Below are 14,826 nucleotides of genomic sequence, written 5' to 3' on the forward strand. Positions count from 1 at the left end.
CTGTACAAGTAAAGCCGCGGCACACTGCTGCGATGCGCTTATGACCCCGGTTAGCGATTATAAATTCCGCGACTCCCCGCTGACTGCATGCACCGCAGCATTGCGCATTCCGCATCAATGCTTCCGATGAAAAAAATGCCGCGAAATCCGCGGCATTCTCACTGGAAACGGCAACGATCCCGCGTGGCGATCACTGGCCTTCGCCGAACTTGTCGGCGATCAGCTTCAGCAGCGCATCCATCGCTTCCCGTTCGTCGGACCCTTCGGTCTCGATCGTCACGGTACTGCCGATGCCGGCCGCCAGCATCATCACACCCATGATGCTCTTCGCATTGATCTTGCGCCCGTTGCGCGTCATCCAGACTTCCGACTGGAAGTTGCCGGCCAGTTGCGTAAGCTTGGCCGATGCGCGCGCATGGAGCCCCAATTTATTGACGATGGTGGTTTCTTGTTGAAGCATGATTCTCGGTCGGGTCGGTCGGGGCCGCCGGCGGCGCGCGTCGGCGGTGCTGTCTAAAACGGAAAACGGGAAATCAGTGCGATTCGGTGCGCGGCTGCGGTTCGGGCGGAATCGGCGCGCACTGGCCGCAGCCGGTTTCCGTCGGCGGCGGCGGCGTGCCGGACGACACCTCGTGGACGCCCTTCGCGCCGCCGGACAGCGCCTTGTCGACCAGCTTGTCGAGCGGCACGGTGCGGTAACAGACGGCCCGCACGAGCATCGGCAGGTTCACGCCCGCCAGTACGCGCACGTTGTCGATTTTAGCGAGCTGGCCGGCGATGTTCGCGGGCGTCGCGCCGTACATGTCGGTCAGCACGATCACGCCGTTGTCTTCCTTGAGCCGCGCGAGTTCCGCGTGCGCGAACGCCATCACCTGGGCCGGATCGTTGTCCGCCATCACGTCGATACAGCCGATGCGGGCGGGCACGCCGCCGTAGATGTGCGCGATGCAGTCCCGCAGCGCGGTGGCCAGCGGAGCGTGCGCGATGATCAGGATCCCGGCCATGTCAGATCGCTCCCGGCCGCCCCTGGCGGGCCGATACCCCGCGGCGGGGCAAAGAGCGTAGCGAGTGTAGGGAACGTTTCATGTTCAGCCTTGCAACAGTATCGGCCCGACCGCCGGGCCTTCGGTGCGCCGATCACGGCACCGGGCAAGCGGGCATTGTAGCAGGCCGGTCAAGCTGCTCCGGCGACGGGGGACCTGCGCGGCCGCCGCCGGGGTTGCGCGGAAAGCGGCCTACGCGGCCGCGCGCTCCAGCGCGTCGATGAACATCGCGGCGACGTCGAAGCCCGTCTGCTCCATGATCTCGCGGAAGCACGTCGGGCTCGTGACGTTCACCTCGGTCAGCCAGTCGCCGATCGCGTCGAGGCCGACCAGCAGCAGCCCGCGCGACGCGAGCACGGGGCCGAGCGTCCCGGCGATCTCGCGATCGCGCGCCGTCAGCGGCTGCGCGACACCGAGCCCGCCCGCGGCGAGATTGCCGCGCACCTCGCTGCCCTGCGGAATCCGCGCGAGCGAGTACGGCACGGGCTCGCCGCCGATCAGCAGGATGCGCTTGTCGCCGGCCTTGATCTCGGGGATGAACTTCTGCGCCATCACCGAGCGCGTGCCGTCATGGCTCAGCATCTCGACGATCGAACCGAGGTTCATGCCGTCCGGCTTCACGCGGAACACGCCCATCCCGCCCATCCCGTCGAGCGGCTTCAGGATCACGTCGCCATGCTCGGCGTGGAATGCACGCAGCCGTTTCGCGTCGCGCGTGACGAGCGTCGGTGCGACGAACTGCGGAAACTCGCCGATCGCGAGCTTCTCCGAATGATCGCGGATCGACTGCGCCTTGTTGAACACACGCGCACCCGCGCGCTCGGCCAGCTCGAGCAGCCAGGTCGACGTCACGTATTCCATGTCGAACGGCGGATCCTTGCGCATCAGCACCGCGCCGAACGATTCGAGGCGGCGCGCGTCGACCGCACCCGCGTCGAACCAGGTCTCGCGATGCAGGTCGTCCAGTTCGCCGACGAACGTGATGCGCCGCACGTCGGCCTCGACGGCCGAGCCCGTCCACGCGAGGTGGCGCGGCTCGCATGCGTACACCGCATGCCCGCGCCGCGCGGCCTCCGCCATCATCGCGTAGGTCGAATCCTTGTAGATCTTGAAGTGCTCGAGCGGGTCGGCGATAAAAAGAATGTCCATGCGGGTCCTGTACGTAGCGAAGGTCCGTTACACCTGGATGGCTTCGGGATCGGTCTTTTCCAGTTCGATCGACGACGCGATCAGCGCCAGCCGCGCGACGACGCCGTACATGTAGAAACGGTTCGGCGGCGCGGCACCCGGCTTCGCGCCGGCATCCGGCAGCGCGGTGTGCTCGAAGCCGAGCGGCACGTAGTGCATGCCGGGCGCGTTCAGGTTCTGGTCGCGCTCGCGGCCGCCGTGCGTGCGGTAGAAACCGCCGACCACGTAGCGGTCGATCATGTACACGACGGGCTCGGCCACTTCGTCGCCGACGCGCTCGAACGTGTACACGCCTTCCTGCACGATCACGTCGCGCACCGCGAGGCCGGCCTTCGACTCGGCCATCTGCGCGCGCTCGGCCTTCGTCATGCGGCCGATCTCGGCCGCGTCGTGCACGGTCATCACGCCGCGCCCCGCGGTGCCGGCGTCGGCCTTCACGACGACATACGGCTTCTCGCTGATCCCGTATTCGCGATACTTGCGCGCGATCTTCTTCAGCACGCCGTCGATTGCGTCGGCGAGCGCCTGCTCGCCTTCATGCGCCTGCCAGTCGACGCCTTCCACGTGCGCGAAATACGGATTCACCATCCACGGATCGACACCGACCATCTTCGCGAACTTCTTCGCGACGTCGTCGTAGCACGAGAAGTGCGTCGACTTGCGGCGCACGGCCCAGCCCGCGTGCAGCGGCGGCAGCAGGTACTGCTCGTGCAGGTTTTCCAGCACGGCCGGGATACCGGCCGACAGGTCGTTGTTCAGCAGGATCGAGCACGGATCGAAATTCTTCAGGCCGAGGCGGCGCTGCGAACGCTCGAGCGGCTCGAGCACGATCTTCTGGCCGTCGGCCAGCGTGATCGGCGTCATGTCGGTGATGCTCGGGTCGAGCGAACCGAAGCGCACGTTCAGGCCGGCCTGGCGCATGATCGTCGCGAGGCGCGCGACGTTTTCGAGGTAGAACGCGTTGCGGGTCGGCAGCTCGGGAATCACGAGCAGGTTCTTCGCGTCCGGGCAGATCTTCTCGATCGCGGCCATCGCGGCCTGCACGGCGAGCGGCAGCACTTCGGACGGCAGATTGTTGAATGCGCCGGGAAACAGGTTCGCATCGACGGGAGCCAGCTTGAAGCCGGCGTTGCGCAGGTCCACCGAACAATAGAACGGCGGGGTGTGTTCCTGCCATTCGAGCCTGAACCAGCGTTCGATCGCAGGCGTCGCGTCGAGGATCTTCTGCTCGAGTTCGAGCAGCGGACCGTTCAACGCGGTAACGAGGTGGGGAACCATGAATCACTCGCGAGCGGGAGAATGAAGATTGTAGAGCAATTGCCCTGCCCATTTGGGGATTGTTCCCGGCTTCGCAAGGGTTTCGAGGAAGTTTTCGGCTATTGACCCGATAGCGCGCAGGGTTATGCGCTACGGCAGCGGGTGACAGGAGAAAAAAAGCCCGCCGGGTGGGCGGGCCGAAGTCGCTGCGCTCATTCGGGGCGGGCGCCGTCGTCGCGGCGGCCCGCCGTTCATCCGTACGACTTATTCGACATGCTCGCCGTGCAGGACCACGTCGAGGCCTTCGCGCTCTTCCTCTTCGGTCACGCGCAGGCCGATCGTCAGGTCGATCAGCTTCAGCAGAATGAAGCTGAGCACGCCGCTGTAGACCAGCGTGATCAGCACGCCCTTCGCCTGCAGCAGTACGCTGCCGTCGGCGCCGCCGATGTCCTTGACCGCGAATACCCCGGTCAGCAACGCCCCGAGAATCCCGCCCACGCCGTGCACGCCGAACGCGTCGAGCGAATCGTCGTAGCCGAGCTTCGACTTGAGCCACGTGGCCGACCAGAAGCACACCACGCCGGCGGCGATGCCGATCACGAGCGCGCCCGTCACGCCGACGAAGCCGGCGGCCGGCGTGATCGCGACGAGGCCCGCGACCGCGCCCGACACGATGCCGAGCACCGACGGCTTGCCGTGCGTGAGCCATTCGGCAAACATCCAGCCGAGCGCCGCGCAGGCCGTCGCGACTTGCGTCGTCAGCATCGCGAAACCGGCACGGCCGTCGGCCGCGACCGCGGAACCCGCGTTGAAGCCGAACCAGCCGACCCACAGCATCGAGCCGCCGATCATCGTCAGCACGAGGTTGTGCGGCGCCATCGATTCACGGCCGAAGCCGACGCGCTTGCCGAGCATCAGGCACGACACGAGGCCCGCGATACCGGCGTTGATGTGCACGACGGTGCCGCCCGCGAAGTCGAGCACGCCGTCCGACGACAGCCAGCCGGTCGGCTCCCACACCATGTGCGCGATCGGCACGTAGACGATCAGCGACCAGAGCGTCATGAACACGAGCATCGCCGAGAACTTCATCCGGTCGGCGAACGCGCCGCAGATCAGGGCCGGCGTGATGATCGCGAACGTCATCTGGTAGACGAAGTAGACCGATTCCGGAATCGTCGGCGCCAGGTGGCTGACGGTCAGCGTCGTCGCCTTGTCGCCGTGGATGTAGTTCATCCCGTGCAGGAACGCGCGCGACAGGCCGCCGATGAAGCCGTTGCCCGGCGTGAACGCGAGGCTGTAGCCGATCACCGTCCACAGCACCGTGATCACCGCGGTGATCGCGAAGCTCTGCATCACGGTCGCGAGCACGTTCTTCTTGCGGACCATGCCCGCGTAGAACAGCGCGAGGCCGGGGATCGTCATGAACAGCACGAGCGCGGTGGACGTCAGCATCCACGCGGTGTCGCCCGCGCTGATCTTCGACGAATCGACCGAGAACGGGGCGGTCGGCGCAGCCGGTGCGGCCGGCGCGGACGCGGCGGCGGCGGCCGATGCGTCGGCGGCGCCCGAAGCCGGTGCGGCGGCGGCAGCAGCCGTGGCGGACGCGTCGGTGGCAGCCGGCGCGGACGCGGCCGGCGCGGCGGCAGCCGATGCGTCGGACGCCGTGGCGGCGGGCGCGGACGCAGCCGCGGCGGACGCCGCGTCGTCGGCGAGCGCGGAGCCGACGCCGGCCGCGATCAGCGAGCCGGCCATCAGCAGGGACATCAGAAGTTTGCGCATCTTGGGTTTCCTCTTGTCGCTTGTCTTGTCTGTTCTAGTTACAGCGCGTCGGCGCCGGTCTCCCCGGTGCGAATCCGGATCACCTGCTCGATCTGCGTGACGAAAATCTTGCCGTCGCCGATCTTGCCGGTGCGCGCGGCCCGCTCGATCGCTTCCACCGCCTGGTCGACGAGATCGTCGGACACGGCTGCCTCGATCTTCATCTTCGGCAGGAAATCGACCACGTATTCGGCGCCGCGATACAGCTCGGTGTGCCCCTTCTGGCGCCCGAACCCTTTCACTTCCGTCACCGTGATGCCCGAGACGCCAAGCGCCGACAGCGCCTCGCGCGTCTCATCGAGCTTGAACGGCTTGATGATTGCGGTAATGAGTTTCATGAAGTCCTCTCGCTGGGTTGTCCCGTCGAATTGGTTGGAATGTTTGTAACGGACTCTTCTCAGCAACTCGCATGCCATGTTGGTCCGAACGCCGTCTCGAAGGGCTCCGGAACGGGGTCGCATCCCGTGATGTAAGGTGCGAAAGCCCGGCCGAATGGCCAACGTGGCCCGGTTTGCTGGCGCGGCGAAAGGATCATTGCTAGAGTGCACGCACGTCCCGGATCGCCGGGGCATTCACCCATGCGGGTGCCATGCCCGGAATTCGCGCCCCCGGCGCACCATTTCCGGTCATGCGTGCATCATGGGCACGTACGCAACTGAAGATGCACATTTTTTGTGCAAGGAAGGGTAATCACATGAAGCAACCCAGCGACGTTTTCAACGATCTGCAGTCGCGCGTCAGCGACCTGCTGAAAAACTCGCCGGCCAAGGACGTCGAGCGCAACGTGAAGGCCATGCTGTCGCAAGGCTTCTCGAAGCTCGATCTCGTCACGCGCGAGGAATTCGACACGCAGGCACAGGTGCTCGCCCGCACCCGCGTGCGCCTCGAGGAACTCGAAAAGCGCGTTGCGGAACTCGAGCAGAAGCTCGCCGCGCCGCAAGCCTGACGCTCCACCCGGCCGCAAGGTCCGGGCGCGGGCCGCCTCGTGCGGCCCGCGCCCGCCGCCCCGAAGCCGTTCCGTCGTTCCCGGTAGTCCGTCGTTCCCCGCAGCACCCGCTCTTCGCAGTCCATCATTTTTCGCAGTTCGTCGTTCCGCAGTCCCTCGTTCTTTCCCCGCGCCACGCCGGCAAGCGCGCACCGATTCCTCCGATTTCCGCGGCATGCGGCCCCGAACGGCCGTCGTCCGCCCGTTTGCAGGAGCCTCGCCGTGGTGCGCAGTCGCGCGCCCGCCTCCGGCCGCGCGCCGGACGTTACCGTCGAAGTCCATCTCGCCAACGGCTTGCCGTCGTTCTCGATCGTCGGCCTGCCCGATCTCGAAGTCCGCGAAAGCCGCGAGCGCGTGCGCGCCGCGCTGCAGAACTGCGGATTCGAATTCCCGGTGCGCCGGATCACCGTCAACCTCGCGCCGGCCGACCTGCCGAAGGAATCGGGCCGGTTCGACCTGCCGATCGCGCTCGGCATCCTCGCCGCGAACGGCCAGATCCCGGCCGACGCGCTGGCCGGCCGCGAATTCGCGGGCGAGCTGTCGCTGACGGGCGCGCTGCGGCCGATGCGCGGCGCGTTCGCGATGGCGTGCGGCGCCGCACGGGACTGGCGCGCGGGAGAGTCCGGAGCGGGCTTCGGCGGCTGCCGGGGCCTCGATGCCGGCGCATCGTCCGATTCCGCGGCGACGTCGCGCCCGCCCGAGCTGTACCTGCCGCTCGACAGCGCCGCCGAGGCCGCGCTCGTGCCCGGCGTGACCGTATTCGGTGCACGCGACCTGCCCGCGCTGTGTGCGCACCTCGCCGATGCGCCGGACGGCCGGCTCACGCCGGTTGCGGCGCCCTGCCTCGACGGCGTGCCCGCCCCGACCGCGCCGGACCTCGCGGACGTGGTCGGCCAGCGCGGCGCCCGGCGCGCGCTCGAAGTCGCCGCCGCGGGCGGCCACCACATGCTGATGGTCGGGCCGCCGGGAGCCGGCAAGTCGATGCTGGCCGCGCGGCTGCCCGGGCTCCTGCCGTCGCTGACCGACGACGAGGCGCTGGCGTCCGCGGCGCTGCTTTCCGCGAGCCGCCTCGGCTTCTCGCCCGCGCAATGGCGCCGGCGGCCGTTCCGCTCACCGCACCACTCGTCGAGCGCCGCCGCGCTGGTCGGCGGCCGCAACCCGCCGCAGCCGGGCGAAATCACGCTCGCGCACCTCGGCGTGCTGTTCCTCGACGAGCTGCCGGAATTCGACCGGCACGTGCTGGAAATGCTGCGCGAGCCGCTGGAAGCCGGCCGCATCACGATCTCGCGTGCGGCCCAGCAGGCCGACTTCCCGGCCGCGTGCCAGTTGATCGCCGCGATGAACCCGTGCCCGTGCGGCTGGCACGGCGATCCGTCCGGGCGCTGCCGCTGCTCGCCGGACGTCGCCGCGCGCTACCTGCGCAAGCTGTCCGGGCCGCTGCTCGACCGCATCGACATCCAGATCGACCTGCCCGCGCTGTCGCCGGCCGAACTCGCGTCGCGCGCGTCGGCGCCCGGCGAGTCAAGCGCGACGGTGGCCGCGCGGGTCGCGCAGGCGCGCGCGCTGCAACTCGACCGGCAGGGCAAGACGAATCACATGCTGAGCGGCCGCGAGACCGACGACCTGTGCCGGCCGACCGACGAAGGCGAGCGGCTGCTGCGCGAGGCCGGCGAGCGCTTCGGCTGGTCGGCGCGTGCCTATTTCCGCGTGCTGAAGGTCGCCCGGACGATCGCCGACCTGGCCGGCGACCCGCTGCCGACGGCCGCGCAGATCGCCGAGGCGATCCGCTACCGGCGCGCGCTCACCGCGCTCTGAACGCCCCCGGGGGACAAAAACCGGCTGTCAAGACTTGACTTATGCACAATTTCTCCAATCCGGCCCCGGATCCCGGCTTGCCGGGGCCTTTGCATGAAGGAATTCGTATCCCGTTGTTTTTATTGATCTTTCTCAAACGGCGAACAGGCAGCCAAACGGGCCGGAGCGCCGTCCGGCGTGGCTCAGCGGGAAATTCGGGAAACTTTTCAACAAAGTTATCCACATGCGCTGTGGATAGCCGAAAAAACCTCGAAAAATCCGGCGACTAGCGTCGAAAGCTGCGAACGAACTTTCAGTTGTCACAAAGTGTCCGCGCGCCCTCGCCGGCCGCCGTCAATCGAGCTTGAACGAACCGAAAAACTGGTCGAGCTGCTCCTGCGCGAGCGGCCCGTCGGCGATCACGACCGCCTGGTACGCATGCCGGCCGCGCGCGGCGAGCCGCGCGACGATCGTCTTGCGTGCGCGATCGCCGCCGGCGGCGGCCCCCGCGATGCGCAGCTCGAGCCCGTTCACCGTGCCGCCGGCCGCGAGCGGCACGGGCACCGACGCCGTCTGCGGCGCGCCTTCGAGGTTGCGCGACAGCCCCGCGCGCAGGAATTCGAGCGCGGCGCGGCGCGTGTCGTCGCGATCGTCGGGCAGCGTCAGCGTGCCGACCGCGAACACCGCGCCGTCGACGTGCGCGGCCTGCATCCGCATCGGCATCGTCGTGCCGCCGATCGCCACCGGCTGATCCTCGACGGTCGGCTTCGCCGGCAGGTCGATCGTGTAGCCGGCGTCGTTGTGCAGCGTGCGCCAGTCGAACGACGGCGAGCACGCGGCCAGCGCGGCGCTCACGCAGGCGAGCGCGGCGAAGTGTCGCAGCGGACGAAAAAGGGGGCGCAACGAATCGATGACTTCCTTCGGCATGGCGTGGATCGGGGCAGGCAAAACGGGCATTATCCGCCGAACCTGAAAACCGGGATGTGTGGCGGCCACCGGTACGCGCGCCGCATTCGCGTTAAAATGAGCGCCGAATTTCGACGTCCTTTGCATCGATCCGCGTCATCGACCGACTCCGAGAGCACCAGATGAACACCACGCCTCCCGCCCGCCGCAGCACCGGCCCCGTCCGCTACATCGTCGCGGCCGCTGTCGTCGTCGCCGTCGCCATCGCCGGCTTCTTCGCGTTCAACGGCAAGTCCAGCGTGCCGGACGCGACGTTTACGCTGCTGTCGGGCCAGAAGGTCTCGACCGCCGGCGACCTGAAAGGCAAGGTCTATCTCGTGAACTTCTGGGCGACGAGCTGCGCGACCTGCATGCAGGAAATGCCGCAGATGGTCGATACCTACAATCGCTTCAAGGGCCAGGGGCTGGAATTCGTCGCGGTCGCGATGAACTACGATCCGCCGATGTACGTCGCGAACTATGCGCAGACGCGCCAGTTGCCGTTCAAGGTCGCGCTCGACGACGGAAGCGTCGCGAAGCAGTTCGGCAACGTGCAGCTCACGCCGACGACCTTCGTCGTCGACAAGGACGGCAAGATCCTGAAGCGCTACGTCGGCGCCCCGCAGTTCGCGGAACTCGACGCGCTGCTCAAGAAGGCACTCGGCAGCAACGCGGCCTGAGCGCCGCAAGATCCGGCCCGAAGGGTCGCGCGCAGCGCCCTTCCCGCACCAACGGACCGTACGACCGGACCACCCGGTTCTACGGTCCGTTTGCTTTTCAGCGCTCGGTTTCGCCTTTCGCCGACAGCCCGTAGCGCTTCATCTTCTCGTACAGCGTCGCCTTGCCAACATGCAGCCGGTCGGCCGTCGCGGCGACCGCGCCGCCCGTCTGGTTCAGCGCCTCGGCGATCACCGCGCGCTCGAACTGCTCGATGCGCTCCTTCAGCGTCTGGTCGTTGTCGGCCTCGTCGCCGCCCGCGCCCGTCTCCTGCGACATGTCGGCCACGCCGAGCACGAAGCGGTCGGCCGCGTTGCGCAGCTCCCGCACGTTGCCGGGCCAGTCGCGCTGCATCAGGCTCGCGCGCTGCCGGTCGGTCAGCACCGGCGCGGGCCGCCCGTAACGCACGGCCGCATCGAGCATGAAATGTTCGAACAGCGGCACGATGTCCTCGCGGCGCTCGGCGAGCGGCGGCAGCGCGATCGTCACGACGTTGAGCCGGTACAGCAGGTCGCGCCGGAACGTGCCGGCCGCGACGAGCTCGCTCATGTCGCCCTTCGCGGCCGCGACGACGCGACAGTTCACGCGGATCGGCTGGTTCGAGCCGAGCCGCTCCAGCACGCCGTCCTGCAGCACGCGCAGCAGCTTCACCTGCAGCGCGAGCGGCATGCTTTCGATTTCATCGAGGAACAGCGTGCCGCCGGATGCGTATTCGAGCTTGCCGACGCGCCGCTTCGCGGCGCCGGTGAACGCGCCGGGCTCGTAGCCGAACATCTCCGACTCGAACATCGGCTCGGGCAGCGCGCCGCAATTCACCGCGATGAACGGCTTGTCGCGGCGCGGCGACAGTTCGTGCAGGCTGCGCGCGATCAGCTCCTTGCCGGCGCCCGTGTCGCCGTTGATCAGCACCGACGCATCGGTCGGCGCAACGTTCGCGATCAGCTTGCGCACCTGCTCGATCGCCGGACTGCGGCCGATGATGCGCGGCGCGACGACGTTCTGCCCGGCCAGCTCGCGCCGCAGCGCGTGGTTCTCGAGCACGAGCTCGCGGCGCTCGAGCGCGCGGCGCACCGTCTCGATCAGGCGCTCGGCCGCGAACGGCTTTTCGATGAAGTCGTACGCGCCGTCGCGCATCGCCTGCACGGCCATCGAGATGTCGCCGTGCCCGGTGACGAGGATCACCGGCACGTCGGGCACGCGCTCGCGGCACTGCGCGAGCACGTCGAGCCCGCTCGCGCCGGGCAGCCGGATGTCGCTGACGATCGCGCCGGCGGTATCCGCGACGATCGCCTTCTCGGCCGCTTCTGCCGATTCGAAGCCGACGACGTCGAAGCCCGCCAGCTGAAGGCTCTGCACGCTCGCCCGGCGAACGAGCGCATCGTCTTCGATATAGATCACTTGCAGCCGGTTGGCCATCGTACTCACTTGCTCCTGACAGGCCACGCGGCGGTCTCGCGCGCGGCTGCGTTGATGCCGGTCGTGCAGCCGACCGGCCCTAATGCGAACCCGCCGGCTCGGACACCGAGTCCGGATGATGCTTGCGTGCGCGCCGCAGCGTCAAGACGAACAGCGCACCGCCCGACGGCGCGTTTCGCGCGGTCAGCGCGCCGCCCGCGTCGCTCGCGATCGACGACGAGATCGCAAGGCCGAGCCCGAGCCCGCGCCCCATTTCCTTCGTGGTGAAGAACGGCTCGAACAGGCGCGGCAGCAAATCGGGCGCAATGCCGGAGCCGTTGTCGCGCACTTCGACCGCGAGCGTCGCGGCCGACACGGCAATCGTCACCTCGATCGCCGGCGCCGCGACGCCGGCCACCGCGTCGAGCGCATTGCCGAGCAGGTTGATCAGCACCTGTTCGAGGCGCAGATCCTCGCAGCGCGCAACCAGTGCCGGATAGTCGCGCGCCAGGTCGAGCGGTTCATCGTGTGCGGGCGACACGGTCGCGTCCTGCAGCGTCAGCGTGAGCGCGACACCGCTCATGCGCTCGCCGAGCAGCGACAGCACGCTGCGCAGCGCGCGCACGACGAGCGCCTGCTCGTTGCGCGGCTTCGCGCGCCCGACGAACAGCTTCAGCTGGTTCGTGATCTTGCCCATCCGCTCGGTGAGCGCGGCGATCGCCTCGAGATTCTCGCGTGCGGCCGACTGCTCGCCGCGATCGAGCAGCACGCGCGTGTTGTCCGAGAAGCTGCGCAGCGCCGCGAGCGGCTGGTTCAGTTCATGCGTGATGCCGGCCGCCATCTGGCCGAGCGCGGCGAGCTTGCTCGCCTGGATCAGTTCGTCGTGCGCGGCGCGCAGCTCCTGCTCCGCTCGGATCCGGTCGCCGACTTCCTTCTGCAATTGCTCGTTCGCTTCCGACAGGTCGGCCGTGCGCTCCTCGACGCGCCGGTTCAGCTCCGCGTACGCCTGCTGCAGCAGCGCGCGGCCGCGGATCATTTCACGCACGCGCGCACGGCGCATCCGCCAGTAAAACGCGAGCAGTGCGACCGACACGAAGCCGAAGCCGGTGACGATCGTCGCGTTGCGCGCATCGGCATCGACCGGCGCGATCGGCGCGAGCGTGACGAGCAGCCAGTCGGGCTCGCCGATCCGGCGCTTGCTCGCGAGGAAGCGGGGGGCGCGCAGGCCCGGGCCGAGGCGCACGATCTCCGCATCGGCGCCGAGCGTCTGCTCGACGCGCAGCGGCAGCGGCGTGACCGGCTGCTGCGCGTACTGGCGCGTTTCGTAGATCGACGCGGCAACGGGGCCCGTGAGCGGGCGCAGCGTGTGGTACTTCCACGCGGGCACCGACGACAGGAACACGACGCCGTGATCGTCCGCGACGACGAGTGCCTCGGACGCATCGGCGCCCTGGAACCATTCGAGGTTGAGCTTCACGACGACGACGCCCGCGATCTTGCCGTCGCGCCACACGGGCTGCGAGATGTAGTAGCCGGGATCGCGCGAGATCGTGCCGATCCCGAAGAAGCGGCCGACCTGGCCGTTCATCGCGTCGAGGAAATACGGGCGGAAGCGGTATTCGATCCCGACGAAACTGTCGGGCGCGCGCCAGTTGCTGGCGGCGACGCACAGGCCGTCCGCGCCGATCACGTAGGTGACGGTCGCGTGCGCGTGTTCGTTGAGATCTTCGAGATAGCGGTTGACGCGCGCGGTGTAGTCGGCGCGCTTCGGCTCGGCGAGCAGGTCCTGCACGTACGGATGGCTGCCGAGCAGATAAGGCAGCGATTCGTAGCGGTCGAGCGTGCTCTTGAGCGCGTTGGTGGTGCGGTCGATGCGCACGGCTGCATTGCGCTGCAGCTCGGCGACGCCGCGCCGCCAGGTGATCGTCCACGTGAGTGCGCACGCCGCGACGAGCGCGGCGGCAAGCACGACGAGGATGAGCAGGCGGCGCGTCACGGTCGAGGCTTCCTGGCGATGCGGATCGCCTATTGTGTCATAGGCCTCCGCATCGATGCCCCGGCCGCCGCGGGGCGCGCCGCCGGCGGGCGGTGCCGCCGCCTGCTCCTTCATCGCGTCAGACGCCGGCCGTCTCGGTCGGCGTGACTTCGCTGCCGCCCTTCAGCGCCTGGCGCAGCTTGTTGCGGTCGAGCTCCTTCTCCCATGCCGACACGACGACCGTCGCGACGCCGTTGCCGACGATGTTGGTCAGCGCGCGGCATTCGCTCATGAAGCGGTCGATGCCGAGGATCAGCACCATGCCCGACAGCGGGATCGTCGGCACGACGGCCAGCGTCGCGGCGAGCGTGATGAAGCCCGCCCCCGTCACGCCGCTCGCGCCCTTCGACGTGAGCATCGCAACGGCCAGCAGCGTGAGCTGCTGCATCCACGTCAGTTCGATGTTGGTCGCCTGCGCGATGAACAGCACGGCCATCGTCATGTAGATGTTGGTGCCGTCCAGGTTGAACGAATAGCCGGTCGGCACGACGAGGCCGACGACCGAACGCGAGCAGCCCGCCTTCTCGAGCTTTTCCATCAGCTGCGGCAGCGCGGCTTCCGACGAGCTCGTGCCGAGCACGATCAGCAGCTCTTCCTTGATGTACGACACGAAGCGGATGATCGAGAAGCCCGTGAAGCGCGCGATCGTGCCGAGCACGACGAGCACGAACACGACCGACGTCAGGTAGAACGTGCCGATCAGCTTGAGCAGCGGCACCAGCGAGCCGACGCCGTACTTGCCGATCGTGAACGCCATCGCGCCGAACGCGCCGATCGGGGCCAGCTTCGTGACGATGTGCACGATGCCGAACAGGACGCGCGTGAGCCCGTCGATGAAGTCGGTGACGACCTTGCCGCGCTCGCCGAGGTGCGCGAGCACGCTGCCGAACAGCAGCGCGATCAGCAGGATCTGCAGGATTTCACCCTGCGCGAACGCATCGACCATCGTGTTCGGAATGATGTGCATCAGGAAGTCGACCGTCGACTGCCCGTGCGCCTTCGCCGCGTACGACGCGACGGCCTTGCCGTCGAGCGTCGCCGGATCGATGTTGAAGCCGACGCCCGGACGCAGCAGGTGCGTGGCCGCGAGGCCGAGCAGCAGCGCGAAGGTCGACACGATCTCGAAGTACAGCAGCGCCTTGCCGCCGACGCGGCCCACCTTCTTCATGTCCTCCATGCCGGCGATGCCGGTGACGACCGTACAGAAGATGATCGGGCCGATCACCATCTTGATCAGCTTGATGAAGCCGTCGCCGAGCGGCTTCATGTCGGTGGCGAGCGCCGGGTAGTAGTGGCCGAGGATCACGCCGACGATGATGGCGAAGATCACCTGCACATAGAGCACTTTGTAGAAGGGTTTCTTCTTCACGATGGTTCCTGCTGAAGTAGATGAGCCGGTGGAAACGGCGTCACGCGCGCAGGCGAATGTCAGGGGGAGCCATTCGCCTGCGCGGCTGCCGTGCCGCAACAAGCGATGCCTCAGGACATCCGGAGGGGGAGGAAGGCATTGGTCATCGATTGTCTCCTTGGTTTAATAGTCAGGCCGGGGGACGGCCGTGCGTTTTATATTGCAAGGTCGATGCCAGGTTTCCGGACGCCCTCAAGCCATTGTTTTTATTGTATTTCTCATAATGCGGCAGGCAAGG

At 67.8% G+C, this 14,826-nt stretch carries 13 protein-coding genes; 3 read left to right on the plus strand and 10 right to left on the minus strand.

Translation table 11 applies throughout. The features are described from left to right. Nucleotides 1-190: 190 nt before the first annotated feature. The 6 genes from AC5LXK_RS15180 to AC5LXK_RS15205 all read right to left on the minus strand — a co-directional run bounded on the left by AC5LXK_RS15180 (nt 191) and on the right by AC5LXK_RS15205 (nt 5,647). Complete coding sequence (locus AC5LXK_RS15180; protein ID WP_031401331.1) at nt 191-460, minus strand: HPr family phosphocarrier protein; 270 nt, start codon at nt 458-460, stop codon at nt 191-193. 73 nt (nt 461-533) lie between these two features. Continuing rightward, on the minus strand, nt 534-1,004 hold the full coding sequence (locus AC5LXK_RS15185; protein WP_493389538.1) for a PTS sugar transporter subunit IIA: 471 nt from the start codon (nt 1,002-1,004) through the stop codon (nt 534-536). A 231-nt stretch (nt 1,005-1,235) separates the two neighbouring features. Then, nucleotides 1,236-2,192: a glutathione synthase gene (gene gshB, locus AC5LXK_RS15190; RefSeq protein WP_493389539.1), complete on the minus strand. Its 957-nt coding sequence runs from the start codon at nt 2,190-2,192 to the stop codon at nt 1,236-1,238. 27 nt (nt 2,193-2,219) lie between these two features. Further along, entirely contained in the window at nt 2,220-3,509 is a 1,290-nt protein-coding gene (gene gshA / locus AC5LXK_RS15195; RefSeq protein ID WP_493389540.1) for a glutamate--cysteine ligase, read from the minus strand. 243 nt (nt 3,510-3,752) lie between these two features. After that, entirely contained in the window at nt 3,753-5,270 is a 1,518-nt protein-coding gene (locus AC5LXK_RS15200; protein WP_493389541.1) for an ammonium transporter, read from the minus strand. A gap of 38 nt (nt 5,271-5,308) precedes the next feature. Beyond that, nucleotides 5,309-5,647, minus strand: coding sequence for a P-II family nitrogen regulator (locus AC5LXK_RS15205; protein ID WP_038711752.1), 339 nt, complete (start codon nt 5,645-5,647; stop codon nt 5,309-5,311). A 356-nt stretch (nt 5,648-6,003) separates the two neighbouring features. Between AC5LXK_RS15205 and AC5LXK_RS15210 the strand changes: the two genes are divergently transcribed. After that, nucleotides 6,004-6,255, plus strand: a complete 252-nt coding sequence (locus AC5LXK_RS15210) for an accessory factor UbiK family protein (RefSeq protein ID WP_006489451.1) — start codon at nt 6,004-6,006, stop codon at nt 6,253-6,255. Nucleotides 6,256-6,516: 261 nt separating this feature from the next. Further along, nucleotides 6,517-8,109, plus strand: coding sequence for a YifB family Mg chelatase-like AAA ATPase (locus tag AC5LXK_RS15215; protein ID WP_493389542.1), 1,593 nt, complete (start codon nt 6,517-6,519; stop codon nt 8,107-8,109). 333 nt (nt 8,110-8,442) lie between these two features. Here the strand turns inward: AC5LXK_RS15215 and AC5LXK_RS15220 are convergent, their stop codons facing one another. After that, on the minus strand, nt 8,443-9,015 hold the full coding sequence (locus tag AC5LXK_RS15220) for a hypothetical protein (RefSeq protein WP_493389543.1): 573 nt from the start codon (nt 9,013-9,015) through the stop codon (nt 8,443-8,445). Between the two features lie 161 nt (nt 9,016-9,176). Between AC5LXK_RS15220 and AC5LXK_RS15225 the strand changes: the two genes are divergently transcribed. Beyond that, a complete protein-coding gene (locus AC5LXK_RS15225) occupies nt 9,177-9,713 on the plus strand; it encodes a TlpA disulfide reductase family protein (protein ID WP_493389544.1) in 537 nt (178 codons plus the stop codon). A gap of 97 nt (nt 9,714-9,810) precedes the next feature. Here AC5LXK_RS15225 and AC5LXK_RS15230 read toward each other — a convergent pair whose 3' ends face one another. From AC5LXK_RS15230 to AC5LXK_RS15240, 3 genes are all read right to left on the minus strand, one after another. Then, entirely contained in the window at nt 9,811-11,166 is a 1,356-nt protein-coding gene (locus AC5LXK_RS15230) for a sigma-54-dependent transcriptional regulator (RefSeq protein WP_493389545.1), read from the minus strand. Between the two features lie 79 nt (nt 11,167-11,245). Beyond that, entirely contained in the window at nt 11,246-13,255 is a 2,010-nt protein-coding gene (locus AC5LXK_RS15235; protein WP_493389546.1) for a sensor histidine kinase, read from the minus strand. 4 nt (nt 13,256-13,259) lie between these two features. After that, nucleotides 13,260-14,549, minus strand: a complete 1,290-nt coding sequence (locus tag AC5LXK_RS15240; protein WP_493389547.1) for a dicarboxylate/amino acid:cation symporter — start codon at nt 14,547-14,549, stop codon at nt 13,260-13,262. Nucleotides 14,550-14,826: the final 277 nt, after the last annotated feature.

This window comes from Burkholderia pulmonis, assembly GCF_984667975.1.

What these genes read in the sequence shown, in the direction of transcription:
- AC5LXK_RS15180 (WP_031401331.1), bottom strand. Translation starts at nt 460, where the DNA reads ATGCTTCAACAAGAAACCACCATCGTCAATAAATTGGGGCTCCATGCG.
- AC5LXK_RS15185 (WP_493389538.1), bottom strand. Translation starts at nt 1,004, where the DNA reads ATGGCCGGGATCCTGATCATCGCGCACGCTCCGCTGGCCACCGCGCTG.
- gshB (WP_493389539.1), bottom strand. Translation starts at nt 2,192, where the DNA reads ATGGACATTCTTTTTATCGCCGACCCGCTCGAGCACTTCAAGATCTAC.
- gshA (WP_493389540.1), bottom strand. Translation starts at nt 3,509, where the DNA reads ATGGTTCCCCACCTCGTTACCGCGTTGAACGGTCCGCTGCTCGAACTC.
- AC5LXK_RS15200 (WP_493389541.1), bottom strand. Translation starts at nt 5,270, where the DNA reads ATGCGCAAACTTCTGATGTCCCTGCTGATGGCCGGCTCGCTGATCGCG.
- AC5LXK_RS15205 (WP_038711752.1), bottom strand. Translation starts at nt 5,647, where the DNA reads ATGAAACTCATTACCGCAATCATCAAGCCGTTCAAGCTCGATGAGACG.
- AC5LXK_RS15210 (WP_006489451.1), top strand. Translation starts at nt 6,004, where the DNA reads ATGAAGCAACCCAGCGACGTTTTCAACGATCTGCAGTCGCGCGTCAGC.
- AC5LXK_RS15220 (WP_493389543.1), bottom strand. Translation starts at nt 9,015, where the DNA reads ATGCCGAAGGAAGTCATCGATTCGTTGCGCCCCCTTTTTCGTCCGCTG.
- AC5LXK_RS15225 (WP_493389544.1), top strand. Translation starts at nt 9,177, where the DNA reads ATGAACACCACGCCTCCCGCCCGCCGCAGCACCGGCCCCGTCCGCTAC.
- AC5LXK_RS15230 (WP_493389545.1), bottom strand. Translation starts at nt 11,166, where the DNA reads ATGGCCAACCGGCTGCAAGTGATCTATATCGAAGACGATGCGCTCGTT.
- AC5LXK_RS15235 (WP_493389546.1), bottom strand. Translation starts at nt 13,255, where the DNA reads ATGAAGGAGCAGGCGGCGGCACCGCCCGCCGGCGGCGCGCCCCGCGGC.